Source organism: Oligoflexus sp. (assembly GCF_035638955.1).
In the GTDB taxonomy this organism is placed as follows: Bacteria; Bdellovibrionota_B; Oligoflexia; order Oligoflexales; family Oligoflexaceae; genus Oligoflexus.
In genome coordinates, this window is record NZ_DASQYZ010000511.1 from 1 (window position 1) to 20,873 (window position 20,873).

General features: G+C 53.2%; 16 protein-coding genes and 1 pseudogene. 10 read left to right on the plus strand and 7 right to left on the minus strand.

Annotated elements, in window-relative coordinates; all coding sequences use genetic code 11:
* Both VE954_RS42050 and VE954_RS42055 read left to right on the plus strand, forming a co-directional pair.
* Positions 1-404, plus strand: a pseudogene (locus VE954_RS42050) (hypothetical protein); the annotation flags it as partial.
* Positions 401-883: a hypothetical protein gene (locus tag VE954_RS42055; protein WP_324964551.1), complete on the plus strand. Its 483-nt coding sequence runs from the start codon at positions 401-403 to the stop codon at positions 881-883. The pseudogene VE954_RS42050 and the gene VE954_RS42055, both read left to right, overlap by 4 nt.
* A gap of 7 nt (positions 884-890) precedes the next feature.
* Here VE954_RS42055 and VE954_RS42060 read toward each other — a convergent pair whose 3' ends face one another.
* Positions 891-4,160 (minus strand): 7TM diverse intracellular signaling domain-containing protein, encoded by a 3,270-nt coding sequence (locus VE954_RS42060; RefSeq protein ID WP_324964553.1) that lies wholly within the window; start codon positions 4,158-4,160, stop codon positions 891-893.
* A gap of 392 nt (positions 4,161-4,552) precedes the next feature.
* Between VE954_RS42060 and crtY the strand changes: the two genes are divergently transcribed.
* Genes crtY through VE954_RS42090 form a run of 6 tightly spaced genes read left to right on the plus strand, consistent with a single transcriptional unit; the run spans position 4,553 to position 11,004 of the window.
* Positions 4,553-5,800, plus strand: a complete 1,248-nt coding sequence (gene crtY / locus VE954_RS42065) for a lycopene beta-cyclase CrtY (protein WP_324964555.1) — start codon at positions 4,553-4,555, stop codon at positions 5,798-5,800.
* On the plus strand, positions 5,787-6,854 hold the full coding sequence (locus VE954_RS42070; RefSeq protein ID WP_324964557.1) for a polyprenyl synthetase family protein: 1,068 nt from the start codon (positions 5,787-5,789) through the stop codon (positions 6,852-6,854). The genes crtY and VE954_RS42070 overlap by 14 nt, the downstream gene beginning before the upstream one ends.
* The gene (locus tag VE954_RS42075; RefSeq protein WP_324964559.1) at positions 6,847-8,358 is read left to right on the plus strand and encodes a phytoene desaturase; all 1,512 of its coding nucleotides are present in this window, start codon (positions 6,847-6,849) and stop codon (positions 8,356-8,358) included. Before VE954_RS42070 ends, VE954_RS42075 begins: the two co-directional genes overlap by 8 nt.
* Positions 8,355-9,293, plus strand: coding sequence for a phytoene/squalene synthase family protein (locus tag VE954_RS42080; RefSeq protein WP_324964561.1), 939 nt, complete (start codon positions 8,355-8,357; stop codon positions 9,291-9,293). Before VE954_RS42075 ends, VE954_RS42080 begins: the two co-directional genes overlap by 4 nt.
* Entirely contained in the window at positions 9,286-9,891 is a 606-nt protein-coding gene (locus tag VE954_RS42085; RefSeq protein WP_324964563.1) for a hypothetical protein, read from the plus strand. The genes VE954_RS42080 and VE954_RS42085 overlap by 8 nt, the downstream gene beginning before the upstream one ends.
* Positions 9,892-9,903: 12 nt before the next feature.
* Positions 9,904-11,004 (plus strand): glycosyltransferase, encoded by a 1,101-nt coding sequence (locus tag VE954_RS42090; RefSeq protein ID WP_324964565.1) that lies wholly within the window; start codon positions 9,904-9,906, stop codon positions 11,002-11,004.
* Here VE954_RS42090 and VE954_RS42095 read toward each other — a convergent pair.
* From VE954_RS42095 to VE954_RS42110, 4 genes are read right to left on the minus strand one after another with little or no spacing between them, the layout of a single operon-like run.
* Positions 10,977-11,717, minus strand: coding sequence for a hypothetical protein (locus tag VE954_RS42095; protein WP_324964567.1), 741 nt, complete (start codon positions 11,715-11,717; stop codon positions 10,977-10,979). The genes VE954_RS42090 and VE954_RS42095 overlap by 28 nt on opposite strands.
* Positions 11,718-11,772: 55 nt before the next feature.
* Positions 11,773-12,684, minus strand: a complete 912-nt coding sequence (locus tag VE954_RS42100) for a diacylglycerol kinase family protein (RefSeq protein ID WP_324964569.1) — start codon at positions 12,682-12,684, stop codon at positions 11,773-11,775.
* A 13-nt stretch (positions 12,685-12,697) separates the two neighbouring features.
* A complete protein-coding gene (locus VE954_RS42105) occupies positions 12,698-13,396 on the minus strand; it encodes a hypothetical protein (RefSeq protein WP_324964571.1) in 699 nt (232 codons plus the stop codon).
* Between the two features lie 4 nt (positions 13,397-13,400).
* Positions 13,401-14,426 (minus strand): acyl-CoA desaturase, encoded by a 1,026-nt coding sequence (locus VE954_RS42110; protein ID WP_324964573.1) that lies wholly within the window; start codon positions 14,424-14,426, stop codon positions 13,401-13,403.
* An 88-nt stretch (positions 14,427-14,514) separates the two neighbouring features.
* On the opposite strand from VE954_RS42110, the gene VE954_RS42115 reads away from it, so the two are divergent.
* Both VE954_RS42115 and VE954_RS42120 read left to right on the plus strand, forming a co-directional pair.
* A complete protein-coding gene (locus VE954_RS42115; protein ID WP_324964575.1) occupies positions 14,515-15,156 on the plus strand; it encodes a fatty acid desaturase CarF family protein in 642 nt (213 codons plus the stop codon).
* Positions 15,157-15,167: 11 nt separating this feature from the next.
* A complete protein-coding gene (locus VE954_RS42120; RefSeq protein ID WP_324964577.1) occupies positions 15,168-16,262 on the plus strand; it encodes a sterol desaturase family protein in 1,095 nt (364 codons plus the stop codon).
* Between the two features lie 22 nt (positions 16,263-16,284).
* On the opposite strand, the gene VE954_RS42125 is transcribed toward VE954_RS42120, so the two are convergent.
* On the minus strand, positions 16,285-19,065 hold the full coding sequence (locus VE954_RS42125; RefSeq protein ID WP_324964579.1) for a pitrilysin family protein: 2,781 nt from the start codon (positions 19,063-19,065) through the stop codon (positions 16,285-16,287).
* A 168-nt stretch (positions 19,066-19,233) separates the two neighbouring features.
* On the minus strand, positions 19,234-20,873 hold a 1,640-nt coding region (locus VE954_RS42130), incomplete at its 5' end, for a pitrilysin family protein (RefSeq protein ID WP_324964581.1).

Sequence of the window (20,873 nt, forward strand, 5' to 3'; positions counted from 1 at the left end):
GTTTGAGTGAGTTTGCCGCTATTTCCCTGGCTTCGAAATTGCGAACCGGCAGTGTGGATTTTGCTGTTTATGTCCCCTCAAAGGTTGCTCAGGAAATAGGGAAAAGAGCCTTTCGCGCGGTGGAGCGAAAGATGTTTGGCAAAGCCAAACGCTGCCGCTTCAAAAGGAAGGGCTCTGATTTTTCTCTGAAAGGCTCTTCGAACAAGGAAAGCCCTCAAATCAAAATTACAGGCGAGACGGCCTGGATGATCTTCAGAAAAAAAGAGTACCCACTCAATATTGACCAGCAGAATCCCTATCACCGTCAAACAGCAATTCGACTCTGGTTACTCTCATTGATCGCGACCTTCGCTTTCGACTCGACAACACAGCCTTTCAAGTTTCAGCCGATCAAAAAACTTTGACCATCAATCGTCGTCAGGCGCTGGATCTGAATAATCTTAATCAGTCCGATGATGTCTATACCGTACGGTTTCAAAGTGTCTGCATCGATGCGCCGGGTGACCTTGCAGGTTATGCGCCGCTGCCGCAACAGCTCAGTGAGCCAGGCTTTCAGAAGTCTGCGTTCTGTCTTAAAAAGTTGGCCTGCACGGTGGGGAAATTACCACAGGTGCAGATCGCGGTGAATGGATCTGGGCGCATTCCAGCGTATCCCGTGACCAAATTTCCCCAGCTGGCTTCTGCTAAGGATGCTGTCAGATCACGAAATCTAGGCACGGCGGCCTGCTTTATCGTAACAGGACAGCAGGTGCAGGTTGTGGTTGATGGACTCTATGCCGCCGAGGGCGGACGCTTTAAAGTTGTGTCCCAGGAAAGAGCCGTAAGCATTTCCGCTTCAGACGTTCAGCTCCTGCCGCATGACTTGAGTCCGTCCGGGCCCTAGAGGCTGATCAGGACACGTTTGCGATCGGCTTGTCAGGGCTGTCCTCGTGAGCCACCCGTTTCACGTGGAGAATGCTGACATCATCCACGCGATGGCTTTGCTGCAAATCATTGAAGCGGCTTAATATAGCCTGGATGAGCGGCTCCCCCTCATCACAGGAGGTCAGAAGATCCTCCAAGGATTTTTGCCGCCTTACGGGTCTCTGTTCGTCGCCGGTTTCCATCAGGCCATCCGTGTAAAGGAACAGGCGATCTCCATCATGAAAATCAAACGTCAGAACCTGGGGATTCAACACCCGCCCTGTTCCAAGGGGATTGCCAAAACATAAAAGCGGTTTCGGCTTGTTATCACGAATATGATAAACGACCTGATGCCCGGCATTCACCAGCACCCCTTGGCCGTTCTTCAAATCAATCCCGATAAAGGCCATGGTCATCCATCGCTCGGTCCGATTCGCCAAATCAAGAAGGGTACGATCTGTGGCCTGGGCCAACTGAATCATAAATTCCTGCAGCGCCAGATTCTGATTTCTCAAGGTTGCATAATGGAAGATCCCTTTGATGGCCCCATGGACAACACCTGTCAGGAGCGCCGAGGAAATGCCATGGCCCGTCACATCACCCATAAACAGAAACACCAGGGAGCGTTCGGGTTCATACAATGCTCCGAACCAATCACCTCCTGATTCATCGGCTGGTTTATAAAAGCTGCCAAACTGCAGGCCGGGGATCACGAGCGCATTGTCCACCAGAGCCTGCTGCACCTGCCTGGCGGCTTCCAATTCACCACGCAGAATGGCTTTCTGCACCATTTCCCGAACCAGCGTGTGACGAGCCAGAACGTTTTCGACCCGGAGCAGAAGTTCCTCGGGCAGAATGGGCTTGGGCAAGTATTCATCCGCGCCCGCCTTCAGGGCCTGGATGCGATCATCATCATGCGCACGGGCTGTTACGACAATCACGGGAATTTTGCGAAATTCGGCATGCTGACGCAAGGCGCTCAGGACATCATCGCCTGAAAACTCCGGCATCATCATATCCAGAAGAATGAGGTCGGGCTGAAAGGAAGGTAGAACGTCCAGTGCTTCCTGACCGCTCATCACATAAAGAATGCTATATCCACAGCTTTGCAGGATAGCCGAAAATATTTCGCCGTTGGCTGCGTTATCATCCACGATGAGAATTCTACCTTCTTTTCCACTCTCCTGGGATACTGGGCTGGCCGTAACGATCGAGGGTGGTCCCTCGGACCAGGCCGTAGGCACCACGGTCGCGTGTGGAATGTCACGGGCCAAGAGTGGTACCTCAGGCAGGGCTTGACGCTGATTCGGGATGGACAGTGTGAAACAACTGCCCTGACCCGGCTCACTCTGCAATTTAATCTCGCCTTGCAGAAGTCCGACATATTTAGCCGCCAGCGCCAGTCCCAAACCAGTGCCTTCATAGGCACGTCGACTGTCATCTTCCACCTGGGCGAACTCGTCAAAAATCCTGTCAAAGTCCTCAGGCTTCAAGCCAATGCCTTGATCCCGGACCATAACGTGCAACTGCTCGCTGGTATATTCGAATCGAATGAGCACGTGGTTGCTTTCGTTCCGCTTGCGAAACTTGAACGCGTTGCTCACAAGATTGCGCACGGAGGCTAAAAGCTTTTCATAGTCACTGACAAAACTCTGCGCCACGTCACCGCTTTCCTCAATCTGCACTTCAAACGTGGTCAATCGAGCTTTTAGGGCCAGGCCTTCAGCCAAAACGGTAATGTCATCGACCAGATCATGGACGGAAAACCGGGAACAATGGACCCTGAGTTGCCCTTTCTGGCTTTTGGCCAGCTCCAGGATGTCATTGACCTGCATCTTAAGAGACGCTGACAGACTTTTGACCTTATGCAGGATTTTGGAAACGTCGGCTGTCAAGGCTCCATATTGTCCACGCTGAAGCAGATCGAGGAACCCGATAATGCCATTTAAAGGGGTCCTTAACTCGTGGGATGTGTTGTTGAAGAAGGCTGTGCGCGCCGCTTCTTTTTTTCGCAGCTCCTGATTCAATTCCTGAATGTGCTGAACCTGAGTTTCAATTCTTTGCTGGGCCACGGCCTGCTCCAGGCGAACTTTTTCGCCGATGGCCAGGGCGATCAGGACGGTTTCCATCACAATGCTGCCGCGCAGGAGCCACATGCTCTGCTCGGTCGTGATGCCGATTCCATACAACGACAGGAGCCAAATGATGCCGCTGCCGATGAGCATGCTCCAGGCCAGAAGATAGGTGCGGGCGGGCCGGAAACCTTGCCAGACACTTCTTATGGCAGAGATGATCAGCACGCAGAAGAGACCAAGCCCGAGCGGCAACGACACCAGCACGCCGGGTGTCTTGTAGAACCAGACCAGCGCTGATGCGAAAGCCAGGCCGAAAGTGATGATTCGCAGCAGGTGGGCCATGCGGGGCTGCTGGGTTCTAAGATCAAGGAAATGAATCGCAAAAAGTCCGATGAAGACCCCACAAAGATTGGTGGACGCCGGATATCCTTCATCGAAGAGTTTGGACGACCCCGCATCCTTGAAAAGAAAGGTCTTAAGAAAGCCGTTGGTGATGGCAACTGATGCAATGGTGACAAAAATGTAACACACATAATAGAAATACATACGCAGGCGCAGCTTGAAGCAGAGGAAGAGATTATAACAGGCCAGCGCCAGGAGCGATCCCAGCACAGCAGCATTGAACGTCATCTGATAGACGGCTTTGTCAATGTAGGCCTCGTGCTTCCACAAAAAGAGCGGCATAAGGTGGGCATTGCCGCTGGCTTTGTAATTCAAATAGAACGTGGTTTCCCCGGGAGGCACATCCAGGGTGAAGACAGGGCTGTCGGTCAGAAAGCGGTCGATGAAGGGCTGCTGATCCCCTTGAGCCGGAAAGATTTTATAGGAGTCGCCTTGCAGCAGCTGAAACAATTCCACGCGATCCACAACCGGATTTTGAAATTCCAAATAGAGGGGTTGTGCGTGCAATTGGGGATTCACGATCGTAAATCGTGCCCAGTAGGTGGATGTTGAGATTCCGCCGCGCGGGATGTCAACGGTTGACGGAACAAATCGGTCCTGTCCCTTCGAAGTCTTTAGAATCGTTTCGAGGGTCGCCTGGCCCGACGGATCTTGCCATACGTCCATGGAACGGCCCAGAACCATCGTTTGAAAATCGGGCGTGATCGTGATCAAAGCTCCCGCATCAGCCAGAACTTTGTTCGTGAAGAAACCCATGATAAGGATCAAAAAAAAGCGCATCGGCCCACCAAATGATAGGACTATTCATCGGTGCAAACGCCAGACTTTGTTCTGACTTTCGCGTATAAATTTTGAAAATATCTTTCCAGGTTCCTGGAACATTTGGCGTTGAACACCTTGGTATGTATGATTTTTAGGACAGGATGGATTTTGTCTCAATTCTGCCTCTGGTGTACAAGTTTGTCTTGATCAAAATTGGCCGACTATACGCCAGTTCCAACGTTAGAAAAAAAAATATGAGACCTTAACAGCAGCAGGGTTTTGTTCCTGTGCAATTTTGCACGCAGGCTGTGCTTCAGTTTGCTTGAAATCACCAGGCATGATGAGAAAGCCCTGGGGGCCATGCCCAGACGAACCTATGCAAAACCATGATAGATTTCAGAAGCAGTTTTATGGGAAGACGGATAGCGGCCGTCGTCAACGACCCTCAAGGGAGAGATGAAGTGGGAGAATTTGACTACGATCTGATCTTCGCAGGCTGTGGACTCGCTTCAGGCCTGTCCGCGTATCTCATCCGCAAAGAGCGGCCGACGGCGCGTATTCTTGTTCTCGATGCAGGACGGCCCGCGGATTGGGATCAGACCTGGTCTTTTCAGACTCTCCCTGGACAGCTGGATGAAACGACAAACGGCGTGTTCCGTGCCCCTGATGCCTCGTGGTTGGCACCGTTTCTGTCGGGTTATTGGCCGCGTTATGAGGTGCAGTTTCCGGGCTTGCAGCGCGTGCTTAATCTACCCTATGCTAGTCTCCGTTATAGTGATTTTATCAAGCAGCTTGCGCCGTGCCTGGGATCAAACTATCGCCGTGATGTGTGGATCAGCACGGTCGAGCCGCAAAAGGTAACCTTACAGGACGGTAAGGTCCTTCGCGCCCGTTGTGTTGTGGACGCACGCGGTTGGGAAGCGGGCTCCTCGACAGCCGATTCGGGTTTTCAAAAATTCGTCGGGCTGCACCTGCAGCTGAAAAAACCTCATGGTCTGCAGCATCCCATTCTGATGGATGCGACCGTGCCTCAGAACGATGGTTTCCGCTTCATGTATGTGCTGCCCTGGACGGACAGCACGCTTCTGATTGAAGATACCCACTACAGCCGTCAGCCGGACCTTGATCCTGATTTTTATCAGCAGGAAATTCTGCACTACGCCCGACAGAAAGCGTGGATCGTGGATCACGTGATAGGATCGGAGCAAGGGGCCCTGCCCATACCTTATTATGGCCAGGAGCGTCCGGTCACGGGCCCGACACCGACCATAGGCGTCAAGGCCGGCTTGTTTCATCCAACCACAGGTTATTCCATTTACGAGGCCGTCCTGATTGCCGAATGGCTGGCTCAGCAAGCCCCATGGGAAGCTGCGCCCATTCAAAAAAAGCTTGTTCAATTTGCCAGCGAACGCTGGCGTCAGCATGAATTTTATCGCCGTTTGAACAACATGCTGTTTTTTGCAAGTGCTGATGACCAGCGCTACCGAATTTTGGAAAAATTTTATGAACACGAGGAGAACCTCGTGGCTCGCTTTTATTCGGGTCAGACCAGTGCGCGGGATAAGCTCGCCATTTTATCGGGCAAGCCCCCGGTTCCGGTCCGTAAGGGCATCTATCACTTTTTTCATAGAGTCGGGGTGGGGCGTGGAACAGCTTAGCCAGATCGAAACATTTCTGTCTCTTCATCAGCAGCGATCGGAAGTGAAGCATGCGATCCCTGGAATCCATCGCAGCCGTCTCGACCATCAGCCCCGTGGACTCGGGAAATTGCATCCCGCTGTCCAACAAACTCTGAACGATTTTCTCTTTCAACCGGCCCTGGAAATTCGGCAACGTCCGAGCCATAGCTTTCGATCCCACCTGGTCGATGTGGGCTTTCTGCTGGCAGGGTCTGCGATCGGATCCCGCGATCGACGCAATCTGGACCTTTGTGCCGAGTCCATTGAATTTTTACATTTGGGCTCATTGATCGTGGATGACATTCAGGATGGCAGCGAAGTGCGCCGCAGCGGGAAGGCTCTGCATTGCCTGCTCGGCACCCCCCATGCTTTGGGTATCGGGAACTGGCTGTATTTTTACGCCATGCGCATCCTTTCCAACCTGGATTTGAGTGAAACGCAGCGCAATGTCCTTTATGAAGTTTACGTGGAGACGGTGGAGCTGGCCCATTATGGTCAGATCATGGACCTCTGCATCAAGGTCGATCGTGTGCCTTATTCGCAGATCGATACCCTTTCCCAGGAATGCATCCGGTATAAAACCGGCTCCATCGTGATGCTGGCCCTGATGCTCGGTGCGCTCGCAGGCGGGGCCGATGATGAAAAAATTCAGGCCGTCGAGGAGCTCGGCTATGCACTGGGCGTTTATCTGCAAAGGATGAATGATCTCGGCAATTGTTTGGGAAGTTTTGATCCGGAAAAAAAATGGGAAGATCTGGTCAACTGGAAGCCGACGTTTATTTGGGGTTTTGTCGCACGCGAGTATGGGGGAGCTGCCGTTCAGCAGCTGATCCAGGCCGTGCGGGAATTGCCGAATGAGGCGGCGTGGCAAGCGTGGCTGGACAAACGTGATCTGTTCGATGAGGCCAAAGCCATGGCAGAACAGGATTTCGAGCAGTCCCTCCAGACGTTCCGTGATACCACTCAGATGTCGTGGAACGATCTACGGCCCCTCGCTCAACTGAAGGAAAGGATACAAAAAGCTTATGGTTAAGCGCAAAGCTTTCGTGATCGGCAGTGGGTTCGGTGGACTCGCATCCGCCATACGCCTTCAGGCCGCTGGTTTTCAAACCGAAATTTTTGAAAAGCGTGATAAGCCCGGAGGCCGGGCCTATGTTTATGATGATGAGGGCTTTCGCTTCGATGCCGGCCCTACTGTTGTCACCGTTCCGCAGTGTCTGGAGGAGCTGTTTGAACTGGCTGGACGCCGGATGAGTGATTATATTGAATTGATTCCCATCCATCCTTTCTACCGCCTCTTTTGGGAGGACGGCGATACCTTTGACTACGATAATGACGAAGACGCCTTGCATGCCGAGCTGCGCAAACGTCATCCGGATGATGTGGCTGGTTATAAGGCATTTGTCCGCTATGCGGAGGAGGTGTACCAGCAGGGCTACGTGAAGCTCGGTCAGGTGCCTTTCCTGCGTTTCTGGGATATGATCAAGGTCTCGCCCAAGCTTCTGCAGCTGCATGCGCATCGCCCTGTGTATGACACCATCAGTCGCTACATTAAAGATGAGCGCACGCGCCAGGCCCTCAGTTTCAACAGCCTCTTGATCGGCGGCAATCCTTTCGAGATTTCGTCCATTTATACCCTGATTCATCCGCTCGAAAAGAAGTTTGGCGTGCACTTCCCCAAAGGCGGGACGCATGCCCTGGTCATGGCCCTGGTTAAACTCTTTGAAGACCTGGGCGGACGCCTTCACGTGAGTCGCGGCGTCAGCTCGATTGTAACGAAGAACAACCGCGTGACGGGAATCCAGGTCGAGGGCGAAACCGTGCCTTTGGAAGCGGATCTGGTAGTGAGCAATGCTGATATTTATCATACCTACGATAAACTTCTGGCCGATAATCCGAGCGCCCGGCAGAAGGCCAGTCGGATGAGTCGACAGGATTTTTCCATGTCGCTCTTCGTCATTTACTTTGGCTGCAATAAGCGCTTCGATCGGCTGACGCATCACAACATCATGTTCGGCCAGCGTTATAAAGGACTCCTGGACGATATATTCAAAACCGGGCGTCTGGCCGATGATTTTTCGCTCTATGTGCATGCACCGGGTGAGACGGATACGTCGCTCGCACCTCCGGGACAGTTCGGCTACTATGTGTTGGCTCCGGTGCCCAATCTGAAAATTTCTTCGGTGGATTGGGCCAAGGAAGCACCGATCTTTGCCGATAAGATTTTGAACTACCTGGAGCAGCATTATATGCCGGGACTTCAGGCCTCGATTCAGGTCAAGCGACTGTTCACGCCTCGCGACTTTGAAACGGAATTGAATGCGCTCCATGGGGCCGCCTTCTCTCTTACGCCCACTCTTCGTCAAAGTGCCTATTTCCGGGTCCATAATCGCGACAGCCGGATCGATGGGATGTACTTCGTCGGAGCTGGCACCCACCCCGGGGCTGGCATCCCGGGAGTCATTGGTTCAGCCAAGGCCACCTGCTCGGTGATCGACCAGGATTACGCGATAACCGGCGAAGGGGTCCGAGCATGACCACAGCCTCCACAATCCAGCTCACTCATTATGGGCAGCAGTCCATGCAGAAAGGCTCGCTGAGCTTTTCCTTCGCGTCCCGCATCTTCGCTAAAAAAATTCGGAGCCGCGTGGTTCGACTCTATGCCTGGTGCCGCTATGTGGATAATAGAGTGGATGGGCTTCCGCCGGCGGCTTCGCTGGAGCAACGGCAGCGTTTGCTGGCCGAGCTGGGTGAGGAAAGTTTTCAGATGCCGCCGCCTGCTCTTTTGCATCCTGCCATGGCGGCTTTCCGGGATGTTCGACAGGAAGTCAAATTTCCTGAAGACCATGCGCGGGATTTGATTCAAGGCATGGCCATGGACCTGGATCAGGTGCAGTATCAATCGGAAGAGCAACTCCTTTTGTACTGTTACCGTGTCGCGGGCGTGGTTGGCTTGATGATGAGTCATATGATGGGTGCTGCTTCCGAGGCCGCTCATACCCACGCCGTGAACCTTGGCATTGCCATGCAGCTGACCAATATTTCGCGTGATATTGCTGAAGATGCGGCCATGGGCCGGATTTATTTGCCCCGCGTCTGGCTGGAAAAAGCTGGTATTCCCGAAGGCGCGAATATCATGCATCCGGTGTATCGACCCGCGTTGATTGCGGTCGTGGATCGTACGCTGCGCTTGGCTGACCGTTATTATCAATCCGGTGATGCGGGACTGCAGTATCTGCCGCTGCGTTGTGCGCTGGCTGTTGCGATCGCTCGGGAAGTTTATGCGGCTATCGGTGATGAGGTGCGCCGCAAGCAAGGGCAGGCCTGGGATCAAAGGGTCTGGATCCCCTGGTCTCGTAAACTCCGCGTGGCCTTGCGTGGGGTGGGCCGGGTGACGAAAACTGTTCCCTATCGCCTGCACCTGACCCTGCAAAGTTTGCGAACCCAAGAAAGGATGGCGCTTCATGAGTAATGCAAAAGCTATCGGACAGCCCCTGCCCTGGTTGGAAGAAACCTGGTCCTATATGCGGCAGATCAAAAATTTTCAGCGCGAAGATTGGTTGCGCTATAGCTGTTGGATCGGGACGATTACCGGACTTTTCGTAGGTGTCAGCAGTTTTCTGGCTTTTGGACGGTCGCACGGTGTCGTGTATCCCGGCTATGTTTGGATCATACCCACGGGCATCGGTATGTTTGTCTCGGCGCTGGCGTTGGATGATATTGGACATCGGACGCTCTATAAGGAGGATATCAAAAGCGGTGAAGCGCATGTTCATCAGATGATCATGATCACAGCGATCACCAGCGTGATGGCTCTTTGCCTGTGCTATGAACATGGTGGGACCTTCGGCGTGGCGGCTGCTGCCTTGACAGCGTTATCATTTTTTTACAGTATCATCGATGAGGCCCTGCACTGGCACCGCTATCTGAGCAAGGGTGTCGATCGCGTCGAGATGTGGGCTCACTTTGTGGCTATTACGGGACATGTTCTCATGATGGCTGCCTGGTGGCATTGGTATCGGGAAGGTTACCCAGGAGTCGCGGCTACGGTCGCTCAAATGACGTTTTAAGGGGCCCGTGGAATGGTCGGTGAATGGCTCGCCAGCATCGGTCTGATGCTTCTCATCTATCGCATTTGGCCGAGGCATTTCCGCCCGTGTATGTACGAACCTGCAGGTTGGCCTCTCGTTTCCATTATCGTCCCAGCCCGCAACGAAGAAAATGTTCTGGGCCAGCTGTTGGCTTCCCTCGATCATCTGGATTATCCCCATTATGAAGTCATTGTTGTCGATGACTGTTCGGATGATGACACCGCGGCCATTGCCCTGAGTCATAAATTAAGGCTGGTCCGAGGCAAGGAACGTCCGGCGGGTTGGAATGGCAAGCAGTGGGCCTGCCATCAGGGGGCGATGGCCGCCAAGGGTTCCTATCTGCTTTTTACCGATGCTGACACCATTCATCACACCACCGGTCTCCGGCGAGCCATGTGTGAAGTGCTGGACTGTGAAGCTCAGGGTTTCACAACGCTGCCGGCTCATCAGTCGCCAACTCTGTGGGAACGGCTCTGCGGCCCGTTTCATGTTCTGCTGATGGCCGTCACCAATCCTTATGGGAAAGCGCGCCCGGGCCAGGTCTTTGCGATTGGGCAGTATCTGCTGTTCGAGCGCAAGTTCTACGATCGCTTCGGTGGCCACACGCGTGTCCGTGCGGACTGGGTCGAGGATATTCCGCTCGCCGAGGCTCTGCTGGCTGAAGGCGGCCGTTGGGTGGTTTATACAGGTCCGGCGATTTTTTCGGTGCGTATGTATGAAACGATGGGCGATTTTGTGCGCGGCTGGCGGCGTAATTTTCGAGCCGGTATGGGTTACAGCTACTGGGGCGCTTCCCTTGAAATTACGCTTTTTATGGCGGCTGCGATCGGCGGCGGACGCTTGAATGCATTGTATCCGTGGTTGATTATTCTTTTGACCGCGCTGGTGTTCCTGCGGGCTCAGGAAAAACTGGGGCGCTTTTCGGCCTGGGGTGTGCTGCTTTTTCCTTTTTCCCTGGTGCTGTTCTGCTGGGTTTCGATTCTGGCGGTTTATGATCGACTCTTCAACCGCCCTATGAATTGGAAAAACCGGGCTTATCCTGCCAGCGCCACGCCCGCTGTGGGTCAGCTGCGGGCTCCGGGCAGCCCATAAATGATTTCAACCGTCCGATTGGTTTCGCCCTGAATGGGGATGACCGAAGGGCCGGAAAACATTTTCAACTGAGGTCTGGTGCCAGGCGCATAAAAAAATTCCATTTTTGGCACCAGGGCGCGCAGCAGAAAATTCTGGGGCTGCAGGGCAAAGACTTCAACGTCCTGGCCGTCCAGGTTAGTGCGTTTGGTGCGAAAAATTTGGAAGCCGCGCGATTCAAGGCGGAAAGGCAGCACGAGGTCAAACTTCAGCATTTTACCCTGCAGAAGATTGTCCCAATTGCGCACGATCAGGTCATCAAAGGTTTTGCCATGAAATGTGTCCGCGTTCCATGACAGAGTGGTTTCCTTGAAGGGGGCATCACCCTCGGCACGATAGCTTATTTTGAGTGATTTGCCTTCGGTCTTAAGAACTGTTTCTTCACCCGTGACAGAACTGCGCGAAACGTAGGTTTCCATCCGCAGGGTCTCGCGATTATACACGGCATCTTCCATCAGGACCTCTTTACGAGCCTTATCGAAAAAGAAGGTCTCTTTGCGCGTGCTGGCGCCAGTATCATGAACTTTTTCAAAGCCTTGGAAAAAAACTTCACGCGTCGCCGGATCGCGGATTTGAAATTCCATAGTGTCCGAAGCCTCCTTGCCTTGGGCCGGGCTGGCCGTAATGAATCCTAAAAGGCTGACCAGTGTTCCGAGTTTTCGCCAATGTCGCATGGGGTCTCCTTCCCGGTGTGATGCGGCTGATTCTATTCAGCCAGGTGGAGCGAGGTCAAGCCGGAAAGGTTTTCAGGCGAATCGCAGCTGGAATAATCTGGACCCGGAGTGGCAGGACACCGAGGGCTTCGCCATCGAGATCGAGAAGCACTTCTTCATCACTTGTAATTTCAGCCCAGGTTATATTGTGCGATAGATATTTGGGATGACTCGTGTGCTGTCCGGAGTAAAGTTGCGGTGCATGAAGAATCGCATCGACCACACTGACATCACCTAAGACCACAAGCTGAAATTTTCCGTCATCGACCTGGGCGTCAGGAGCGATCTTCATGCCGCCGCCAAAGTATTTGCCATTGGCGACTGCCACCACGCGGACCACATGTTCCCCGAGATCGCCACGGTCGGTCTTGATATGGACGCGACGATTTTTATAGCGTGCCAGTCCTTCGACCGTGTTCAGCAAAAAACTCATGCGGCCCATTTTTTTCCACTTGGTCACCATCAGCTGATCGACAAATCCACTGATGCCACAGCTGGCGATATTGAGGAAATATTTTTCCACGGGCTTTCTATCATTATCGAGATAAGTGAGGCGCCCGATATCAAGCGGTGTGATATGGTCGGGTCCGCGATTTTTGAACGACTCGCTCAGCAAAAGGCCTCGATGAAAATCGCAACCCGTGCCAGCGGGCCACACGGAAAACAACGCATCGGGTCGAATGGGTTTTCCATTCTGCAAAAATCCGGAGGCTACTTCCGTCGCTGTGCCGTCGCCGCCCATAGCATGAATATGGCCATAGCCCGACAGAAGGCCGTCTCGCGTGAGAATTTCGCCATGTCCCGCGCTTTCGGTGAAGGCGACATCGAAGTCACCTAGAGTTTGTTCCAGACGCTTTCTCCATTGCGGCCAGGTTCGTCCAGCTTTGCCGTTGGCCGCTTTTGGATTCACAATAACCAGGGATTTCATAGGTGCCTTCCATCTAGAATTCAGGTGTTACGGCACTTTGCAAAAACGCATAGCCTTCGGCGGTCTGGGAACGATAGATCAAACCATTGTCGAATTTTTTTACCAGCACGTCGCCGTCATCAGCTTTCTGTTCGATGACATAGAGATGGCGTTTTTTTCCCTGAAAATCGACGGATTCTTCACGCAAGCCTCGGCTTTCCACGTGATCGACCTGGAAGGTCAGGGGATCCAGGGAAAGGGCTGTTCGCTTTTCACCGGGTCGAACGATGGCCTCCGGGCTGATGAGGCGCGAGATGAGGTTTCTGACCTCAGTGAAGGCGGAGGCAGGAAGATTTTTGCGAACTTCTTTGCCATCCTGCATGCTGGTCAGCGTCCATGAAGATCCTTCGAGGCGGCCTTCGATTTTTTTATCGACAGTTTTTTGAAGCGGCACGTCCTTGAAATATTTCAGCTGAAACGACAGAAATGTCTGGCCATCATGAGTAAAGTTATTGTGATCCCGCAGACGAACCTTGAGAAAGAAAACTTCGGTATCGACATCCATCTCACTTGCAATGCGCCAGACGCTTCCCTCTTTGACTATGGTAAAGCTGTAGGTGCCAACGCGGCGATCGCTGTTATCAAAAAGCTCGTAGCGGAAGGTGCCCGCTTCGGGCACTTGCGCTTGCGTCGTGGACGCAGCAAACCAGAGCAACGCCAGGAATTTGCGCATTCTCTTATCCTTTCGCAATGAGTCGGAAATGAGCTGCAATGCTGCGAACCGCTTCCCAAAAGGACACGCCGCGGTAAGGCACGCCTTCCTTTTGCAAGGCCGGTCGTACGATGGCCTGGACCTGGCGCAAGCGGAAGGACGGAATCTGGGGATAAAGATGATGCTCGATTTGGAAATTCAGGCCCCCAAAAAACCAATCCATGCTTTTTGGATTCACGACCGTGCGTGAGGTCACGGCCTGATGTTCGAGGAAACTAAAATCATCCAGGTTGGCAATCAAAGGCATACCGACATGATTCACCCAAAAAATAGCTGCGAGATAGGGGCCGAGAATGAAAAGAGGGAGTGTGTAAACGAGCAGCACACGACCCAGGCTGATATCAAAAGCAAGAAGCGGTACGCCCCACCATAGAGCGAAATGAATCATGAGGACCATCACGTCCGGGACGAATTTTCGAGGTTCCCGCAGCACGCCCCACTGGGAAAGATGCCGTTGGCTGTGCGCGAAAAGCAGCGATAAAAACCAGATGGAAACACCCTGACAGCGGGTCAGAAAACGACCCAATGTATTTTTTCTTTGCCGTGAGTCGGCGGTCAGCGACACCACCAGATCCACGTCCATATCCGGATCCTTGGGTTCATGCTGGCAGTACTGATGATGCGTTTTATGGCGGCTATACCATTCTGTGAAGGCCAGCCCGGTCATCACCGTCATACAAAAATGCCCGACCGCTGCATTCAGGCCTCGCTTGCGGCTCAGTGTCCCATGGCCGGCGTCGTGGCCTAAAAAGGCGAATTGAGCCAGGATGAAGGCCAAGGCAAGGCAGGCCAAGCCCACGAGCAGGAGGCTGGACGCGTGCCACGCCGAGCCGAGCGCACCCGCGAAAAGCACGGTCAGAACCGGGATTTTCCAGAGCAAAGTTGTGGTCGCTTCGGAATCGAGTTCGCGCTCCGATACCTGGCCCAGCATGGATTGCCACAGCATCTGGGATCGTTTGGGGTCCAGGCAGGGTTTGGCGAGTGTTTGCATGAGCATGTCCTGGTGCGAGGTGCTTCGTTTCCGTTCATCATTATATTAGGATATAATGGAATTGCATAGTTTTCCCAGGGAATGATCCATGCTGGTTCGCGGTCTTGAAAGTCTCGGTTTGATTGGCTTTCCCTGCCTTTTGGGATGGGCCTTCTTGCGCCTTTTTTCTCATAATCCTCTGGAAAGTCTCGGATGGATGATCCTGGCCCTGCCCTGCGCCTATTACCTTGCCGATCTCTTCACCGGTCTCGTGCATTGGGTTTGTGATTCCTTTGGCTGTGAGACCACACCACTATGGGGACCCATGCTGGTGGGACCCTTTCGCCGGCATCATCGTGATCCATTGGAAATCACTCGCATTTCCCTGATTGAAAACCTCGGTGCATCAGCTATTGCCGGCAGTGTAGTTCTGGCCTTGATTCATCCCCAAAAAGGCGACCAAGGCTTTCTGTGGCACCTGTGGCTCTGGTTTTTGTTTTTCGGTTTTCTCTCCAATCTTTTTCACCGCTGGTCCCACTGGCCCCGCACCCATAAACCGCGTTGGCTGGTCTTGCTGCAAAACATGAGGCTCGTGCTGCCCAGCGAAGCTCACCTCGTTCATCATCGGCCGCCGTTTCGGGTGAATTACTGCATCCTCTGCGGCTGGGCCAACGGACTGACCAATCGGGTGCCCTGGGCGCGGATTGAAGCCGTGCTCTTGCGTCTGGGCCTGCCGACCAATTTCGATTAAGGAAAGCGGTATTGAAAACGCCTTTTTATAACAAGCTGGCCTATATTGGTCTTTATCTTGCGATTCTTTGCCTTCTGTCTGTCCTGGCCTTTCATTTTCCGGAATATCTTTCCAATCCCCAGCTGCGCGATGTTTATGATGTCAATCAGCTTCGTTTGATTCTGCTGAGCAGTCTTTATCTGGCTTTTGGCATGGGTCTGATCGCTCTGATCTTCAGTCGCAAGAAAGGTCTGGCGTTGGCCACTGTTTTGGTGGCAGCCGCGGCCACGGTGCTGGGCGGATCCGCGGTCGAGGTGCAGATTCCCATTCAACAGAAACCGATTTATTTGAGTTTGGATCTTATTATTCTGGATCTTCTGTTCATGTCGCTGCTGTTTGTGCCTTTGGAGCGCATTTTTTATCTGAGGCGTCAGCGCTTTTTGCGGGAAGGTTTGGCCATCGACTTAAGCCACTATGCGCTCAATCATTTGCTGATGGGCGGTGTCTTTGTGCTGATTGTATGGCCCGGCAACTGGATCCATCAGCATATTTTTCAGGACCGCGTCCCGCATTTGACTCAGCAAATGCCTCTTTGGCTTCAAGTGCTGGGAATACTTTTTATCGCTGATTTCGCCCAGTATTGGATTCATCGCAGCTTTCACAAGCGGCCCCGTTGGTGGCAGTTTCATAAGATTCATCATTCAACCATGAAAATGGATTGGCTCGCCAGTTCCAGGCTGCATATTGGGGACGTGATCATCACGCGGGCTTTCAGTTATATCCCCATTGTTTGTCTTGGCTTTTCTCAGGCCGCCGTACAACTTTATTTGCCGATCGTGGCGGTCCAGGCCCTCTTTGTGCACAGCAACGTGCGTTTTCATTTTGGACTGTTACGCTATATTCTGACCACGCCTGTGGTTCATCACTGGCATCATAGCAGCGATCCCAAGGCCCTGGATAAGAACTTCGCCGTGACGTTTTCGTTTATCGATGTGATGTTTGGAACGTTCTATGCCCCAAGAGTGTGGCCGGAAACGTATGGGCTCTATCGGGAAAAGATTTCGAACAGCTTTATGAAGCAGCTGGTCTATCCCTTCGTGGAACAATTGAGGAAACCAAAGGCCTGACCCGAAGGTCAGGCCCTGTCTTTTACATCGTAGCCTTGGCCACTTCGGTGGCCGCTTTTTTATCCAGCGCTGTGATCACGGTCAGCTGATCCGGTTTTACAACCTCTTTGACCGCTGCATTGACAGCAGCCATATCAACCTTGGCAATGGCGTCGTCAATCTTGATGTCATAACTCAGATCGCGACCCAGTTCCATATTGCGGGACAGAACTTCCACGATGCTGGCGTCACGCATCAGCATGTTTTTCTTCGATTCCGCATAAGCCTGCTTGGCTGTGGTCAGCTCGTCGGCGGTCACGCCTTCTTTTTGAAACTTGACCAGTTCCTCGCGGATGGCGGTCACAGACTTGTCGACGTTCTGAGGGGCGCAGATCGCATAAGCCAACAGATAGCCCATGTCGTTTTTCTGATCCGCGCGGATCATACCGCCGGCTCCATAGGACAGGCCTTCCTTCTGGCGAAGGCGACCAAAGATCCGCGATGTGCCGCCCGTGCCCAGGATGTTACTGGCAATGCGCAAGGCTGGGTAGTTAGGGTCGGAATCCTTCAGAGCCATAGGTTGCACGATGCTGACGTTGGCACCTTTTTTATCCGGCGTGTTGAATGTTTTGATATCCGCTTTCACCGGCTGATGCTTGTAGGTGATCGCCTGGAATCCCTTGGGCGAACGCCACTGACCCACGCTGGCATTCAGCTGCTTCTTCAGTTTTTCAGCATCCAGATCGCCCACAGCTACGAACTGACCGGCGCTGGCACCGACGAGTTTGCTGTAAACTGATTTCACGTCATTGACGGTCAGTTTTTCCAGAAGTTTGATCTCTTCCTCAATCGTTGGAATATAACGCACGTCACTGGGCGCGGCTGCAGCCATGGTGCGTGTCACTTCACGGTTGGTCAGAGCATCAGGATCCAAAGCCGCTTCCTTCAGGCGAGCCAGGTATTCCTGCTTCACGAGTTGGAACTGCTGGGGATCGAAAGAAGGCTGCATCAGGATTTCAGTGGCCAGGTCCATGGCCTTATCGAGATTCGCACCGACTGTAGTACCGGCAAATACGACTTTACCTGGATTATCCAGCGACCAGTCCGAGAAACCGTTAAAGGATGTCTTGGTCAAAGCTAGCTGATCGTTCAAAGCCAGGTAGTCATGCTTTTTGGTGCCGCGCATCATCAGTCTTGGTAGCACATGCAACGCGACGAGGCGATCTTTCAAATCGGCTTCGCTGCCGACCATCAGATCAAAGCGGAAGCTCACCGGAGCGCCGCGCGATTTTTTAGGTGTCAGCGCGACCTTCATGCCGTTGGGCAATTCACTGTACTGGGTGCGCTTTTGCAGGTTGGCCAGGCTCGCTTCAAAGTGCTCGCCGGCAGCCACTTCAGGGCGACCTTTGTAGTCTTTGAGAGCCGCCGCGACATCAACCTTACCGGTTTCTGCCACCTTGTCGAGATTTTGCGTAGGAACAAACAGGCCCACGGTCCGGTTGGAAGGCTTCAGAAATTTCAGGGCGCCTTGCAGCTGAGCCAGATTCAGATTGTCCACGCGATCGCGGTTGAGGAACATCAAGCGCCAGTCGCCGCGGCTGGCCCATTCACTGAGGTAAATCGCCACCGAAGCACTGTCGGTCATGGCAAGATCAAACGAACGGCTGAAGTTGGCCTGAAAACGCGTGACATCCGATTGGGTGAATTGCGCCGGTTTCAGTTTGTCGAGGATATCCGTCAAACGCTTGGAAACCTCTTTGGGATCCTTGCCTTTGGCAACCTTGGCGACAAAGACGATCAGGCCAGGTTCAGCCAACTGCAGAGCATCCGCATCGACTTCCACGGCATAACCTTTTTCCACCAGCTCTTTATACAAAAGACCGCTGGGTTTTTCTGTCAAGGCCGAGGTCATGGCCTGCACCGCTGGGAATTCCGGATGACTGCCGGCTACGGTGTGATAGGCGACACCGACAGCGGCCTGATCACCATTACGCTGCAAAACAAGGGTCCGCTCACCTTCCTGGACCGGTTCTACGGTATAGGTAGGAACCAAAGCACGGGTTGGTTTGGGAATAGGGCCAAAGAATTTATTGATCAGCGTGAGAGCTTCTTTTTCTTCAAAAGCGCCCGCGACCACAAGCATCGCGTTATCAGGCTGGTAATAACGGGTATAAAAATCTTTCAGACGTGCCGGTGGCACCTGCTCGATATCACTTTTGTTACCAATGGTCGTGCGACCGTAGCCGTGCCACTGATAAGCCGCGTTCATCATCTGCTCGATCAGAACTCCGGTGGGATCATTTTCACCCCGTTCGAATTCGTTGCGAACGACCGAGAATTCCTTGGCCAGTTCTTCAGGAGCGATCTTGCTGTTCACCATGCGATCCGCTTCCAGAGCCAAAGCGAATTCAAGGTTGCCGTTGCCTGCCGTCAGGGTTTCAAAATAATTGGTGCGATCATAGTAAGTCGTGGCGTTGAAACGGGCGCCGCGATCCTGCAGTTGCTTCCAGATGTCTGGACGAGCTTCCGTGCCCTTGAAGAGCATGTGTTCCAGAAGGTGAGCCATGCCCGCTTCGCCGTAACCTTCGTGGCGTGAGCCCACGTTAAAGGTCAGGTTAACCGTCACGCGTGGCTTGGAAGGATCCGGAAACAGAACAACACGCAAGCCGTTGGCGAGTTGATATTCCTTGAGTCCTTCCACTTCGGTCACACTTTTTACACCAGGAATGGAGACAGCAGCGGCTTTCGCTGACGGCGCCTCGGCACTCATGGCGAATTGGCTGGTTAGCCCCAGTGCCAATCCGAGAGCAATCTGTTTGATCATCTTTGTTTCCCTTTACGGCAGAATAAGAAAAAGCATTCTTGAATGAAGCTATAACGGTTTTGGTCAAAGTTTTTGATGAGAATTTTGCGGAGGTCTGAAGTTTTTTTGGCAGGAAGCGACGACCCGCCTCGTCAGCGCGGGTGAATTTCCCCAGAGAGGCAGTCATGCCTAGGAGGCCTGACCGACCAGCGCCTGATCCAAAGCCTGAATGAGAATCAACTGTTCGGGTTTAATCCATTTCTTTAAGGCTGTCTGAATATCAACGGCCTGGACCTGCTCCAGTTTCTGATCGAAGGCGGCCTCGAAGTCGAGAGGACGATTGATTTGCAGGTTTTTTAGAATCAGTTCCAGAAGGTTACTGTCATCAGAAAGCGCCTGCTTCCGCTGGGCGAGGTAAGCATTGCGAGCTTCGCTCAACTCCTGCGTGGTAATCCCTTGACCTAAAAGACGATCCAATTCCTCATGCAGACCTTGAATGGCACGAGCCACATTCTGCGGGGCGCACATGGCTGAACTCGAAAAGGTGCCGAACGAGGATTGTATGCCCGGATTAAATTCGCCGTCGGCTCCATAGGAAAGTCCATCATGATGCCGTAGGCGCTGGACCAGACGTGATCCCATCGTTCCGCCCCAGATCAGCGCGCCGAGTTTTAAAGCAGGATAATCCGGATCATCATCACGCAAAGAAAGTGGCAGGCCCGCGACGATCTGAGCGCCTTTTTTATCCGGGGTCGGCAGGATCAACTGCCTGCCTTGACTTTCAAAGTAGGCGAAGTGCTCGAAGTGAATTTCGGGTTGGGGTTTCCACCGGGCCAGGCGTCGTTCCAATTGAGCTTTGATGTCCCGGGGATTGACAGCTCCAATGATCACGAGCTGGGCTTCACCGTACTGCAGAAGCGAGGCCTGCGTTTTTTGGATGAGTGTAAGCGGCATGGCCTCAAGCTCGTCATATTCCTTTTGCAGGGATGGAATGGAACGTGGGTCGTCGTCTCGATAAGGAGCCATGGACCGCAGGTGTTCACGCCAGGCCAGGGCACTCGGATCCTGCTGTTCCTCTTTTAAAGCGGATAAAGCTTCCGCTTTCAAAAGGCGCCATTCCTCAGCCGCCAGACGCGGCGCTTGAAGGGTATCCAGGAGCAAATCCAGAACCGCCGAACTGTGCTCACCTACGGTAAGGGCCGCGAGTCGCATACGACCCGGATCCTCCAGATTCCATTCGCTCTGGCCTTGAATGTAGGCCTGATGTCCCGCCAGGGCATCATCGAACGCAGCGTTATCCAGTTTTTCCGTACCCAGTACCATGAGTTCGGGAAGCCAACGCAGGGCAACTTTTTGTTGTCGCAAAGAGGGATCATGGCGCAACGAAACATTCAGCACCATGCTGACTGGCGCCCCTCGGCTCTGCTTGGGAAGGATAGCCACCTTGAGGCCATTGCTGAGTTGAAATGTTTCGGTGCGCGCTATAATTTCCGGCCAGGTCGCTGCAAAGCGCTCGCCTTGCGGAAGGCTGCGCACGGCCTCATAATTCTGCAAACGTTCGGTAAGACCGGTATGGGTGGCGATCGAGACACGGGCAGGCTGATCCGTAGGCAGGAAGTAACCCAGGGTCCGGTTGCTGGCCTGCAGAAAACGTCGGGCTTGTCCAACGGCATTGAGGGTTAAATTCTTCACAGAGTCCCGATTCGCGAAGAAAAGGCGCCAGTCACCCATGGCAGCCCATTCGCTCAGGTTGACCGCTGTTTCATTGCTATTAAAGCTCAGCGTGAAATTGCGCGAGGCATGCTGCTGATAACGTTTCAGATGTGCAA

Excerpts from the sequence above, each read along its gene's own strand:
- VE954_RS42060 (WP_324964553.1), bottom strand. The coding sequence starts at position 4,160 with ATGCGCTTTTTTTTGATCCTTATCATGGGTTTCTTCACGAACAAAGTT.
- crtY (WP_324964555.1), top strand. The coding sequence starts at position 4,553 with ATGGGAAGACGGATAGCGGCCGTCGTCAACGACCCTCAAGGGAGAGAT.
- VE954_RS42075 (WP_324964559.1), top strand. The coding sequence starts at position 6,847 with ATGGTTAAGCGCAAAGCTTTCGTGATCGGCAGTGGGTTCGGTGGACTC.
- VE954_RS42080 (WP_324964561.1), top strand. The coding sequence starts at position 8,355 with ATGACCACAGCCTCCACAATCCAGCTCACTCATTATGGGCAGCAGTCC.
- VE954_RS42085 (WP_324964563.1), top strand. The coding sequence starts at position 9,286 with ATGAGTAATGCAAAAGCTATCGGACAGCCCCTGCCCTGGTTGGAAGAA.
- VE954_RS42090 (WP_324964565.1), top strand. The coding sequence starts at position 9,904 with ATGGTCGGTGAATGGCTCGCCAGCATCGGTCTGATGCTTCTCATCTAT.
- VE954_RS42095 (WP_324964567.1), bottom strand. The coding sequence starts at position 11,717 with ATGCGACATTGGCGAAAACTCGGAACACTGGTCAGCCTTTTAGGATTC.
- VE954_RS42100 (WP_324964569.1), bottom strand. The coding sequence starts at position 12,684 with ATGAAATCCCTGGTTATTGTGAATCCAAAAGCGGCCAACGGCAAAGCT.
- VE954_RS42105 (WP_324964571.1), bottom strand. The coding sequence starts at position 13,396 with ATGCGCAAATTCCTGGCGTTGCTCTGGTTTGCTGCGTCCACGACGCAA.
- VE954_RS42110 (WP_324964573.1), bottom strand. The coding sequence starts at position 14,426 with ATGCAAACACTCGCCAAACCCTGCCTGGACCCCAAACGATCCCAGATG.
- VE954_RS42115 (WP_324964575.1), top strand. The coding sequence starts at position 14,515 with ATGCTGGTTCGCGGTCTTGAAAGTCTCGGTTTGATTGGCTTTCCCTGC.
- VE954_RS42125 (WP_324964579.1), bottom strand. The coding sequence starts at position 19,065 with ATGATCAAACAGATTGCTCTCGGATTGGCACTGGGGCTAACCAGCCAA.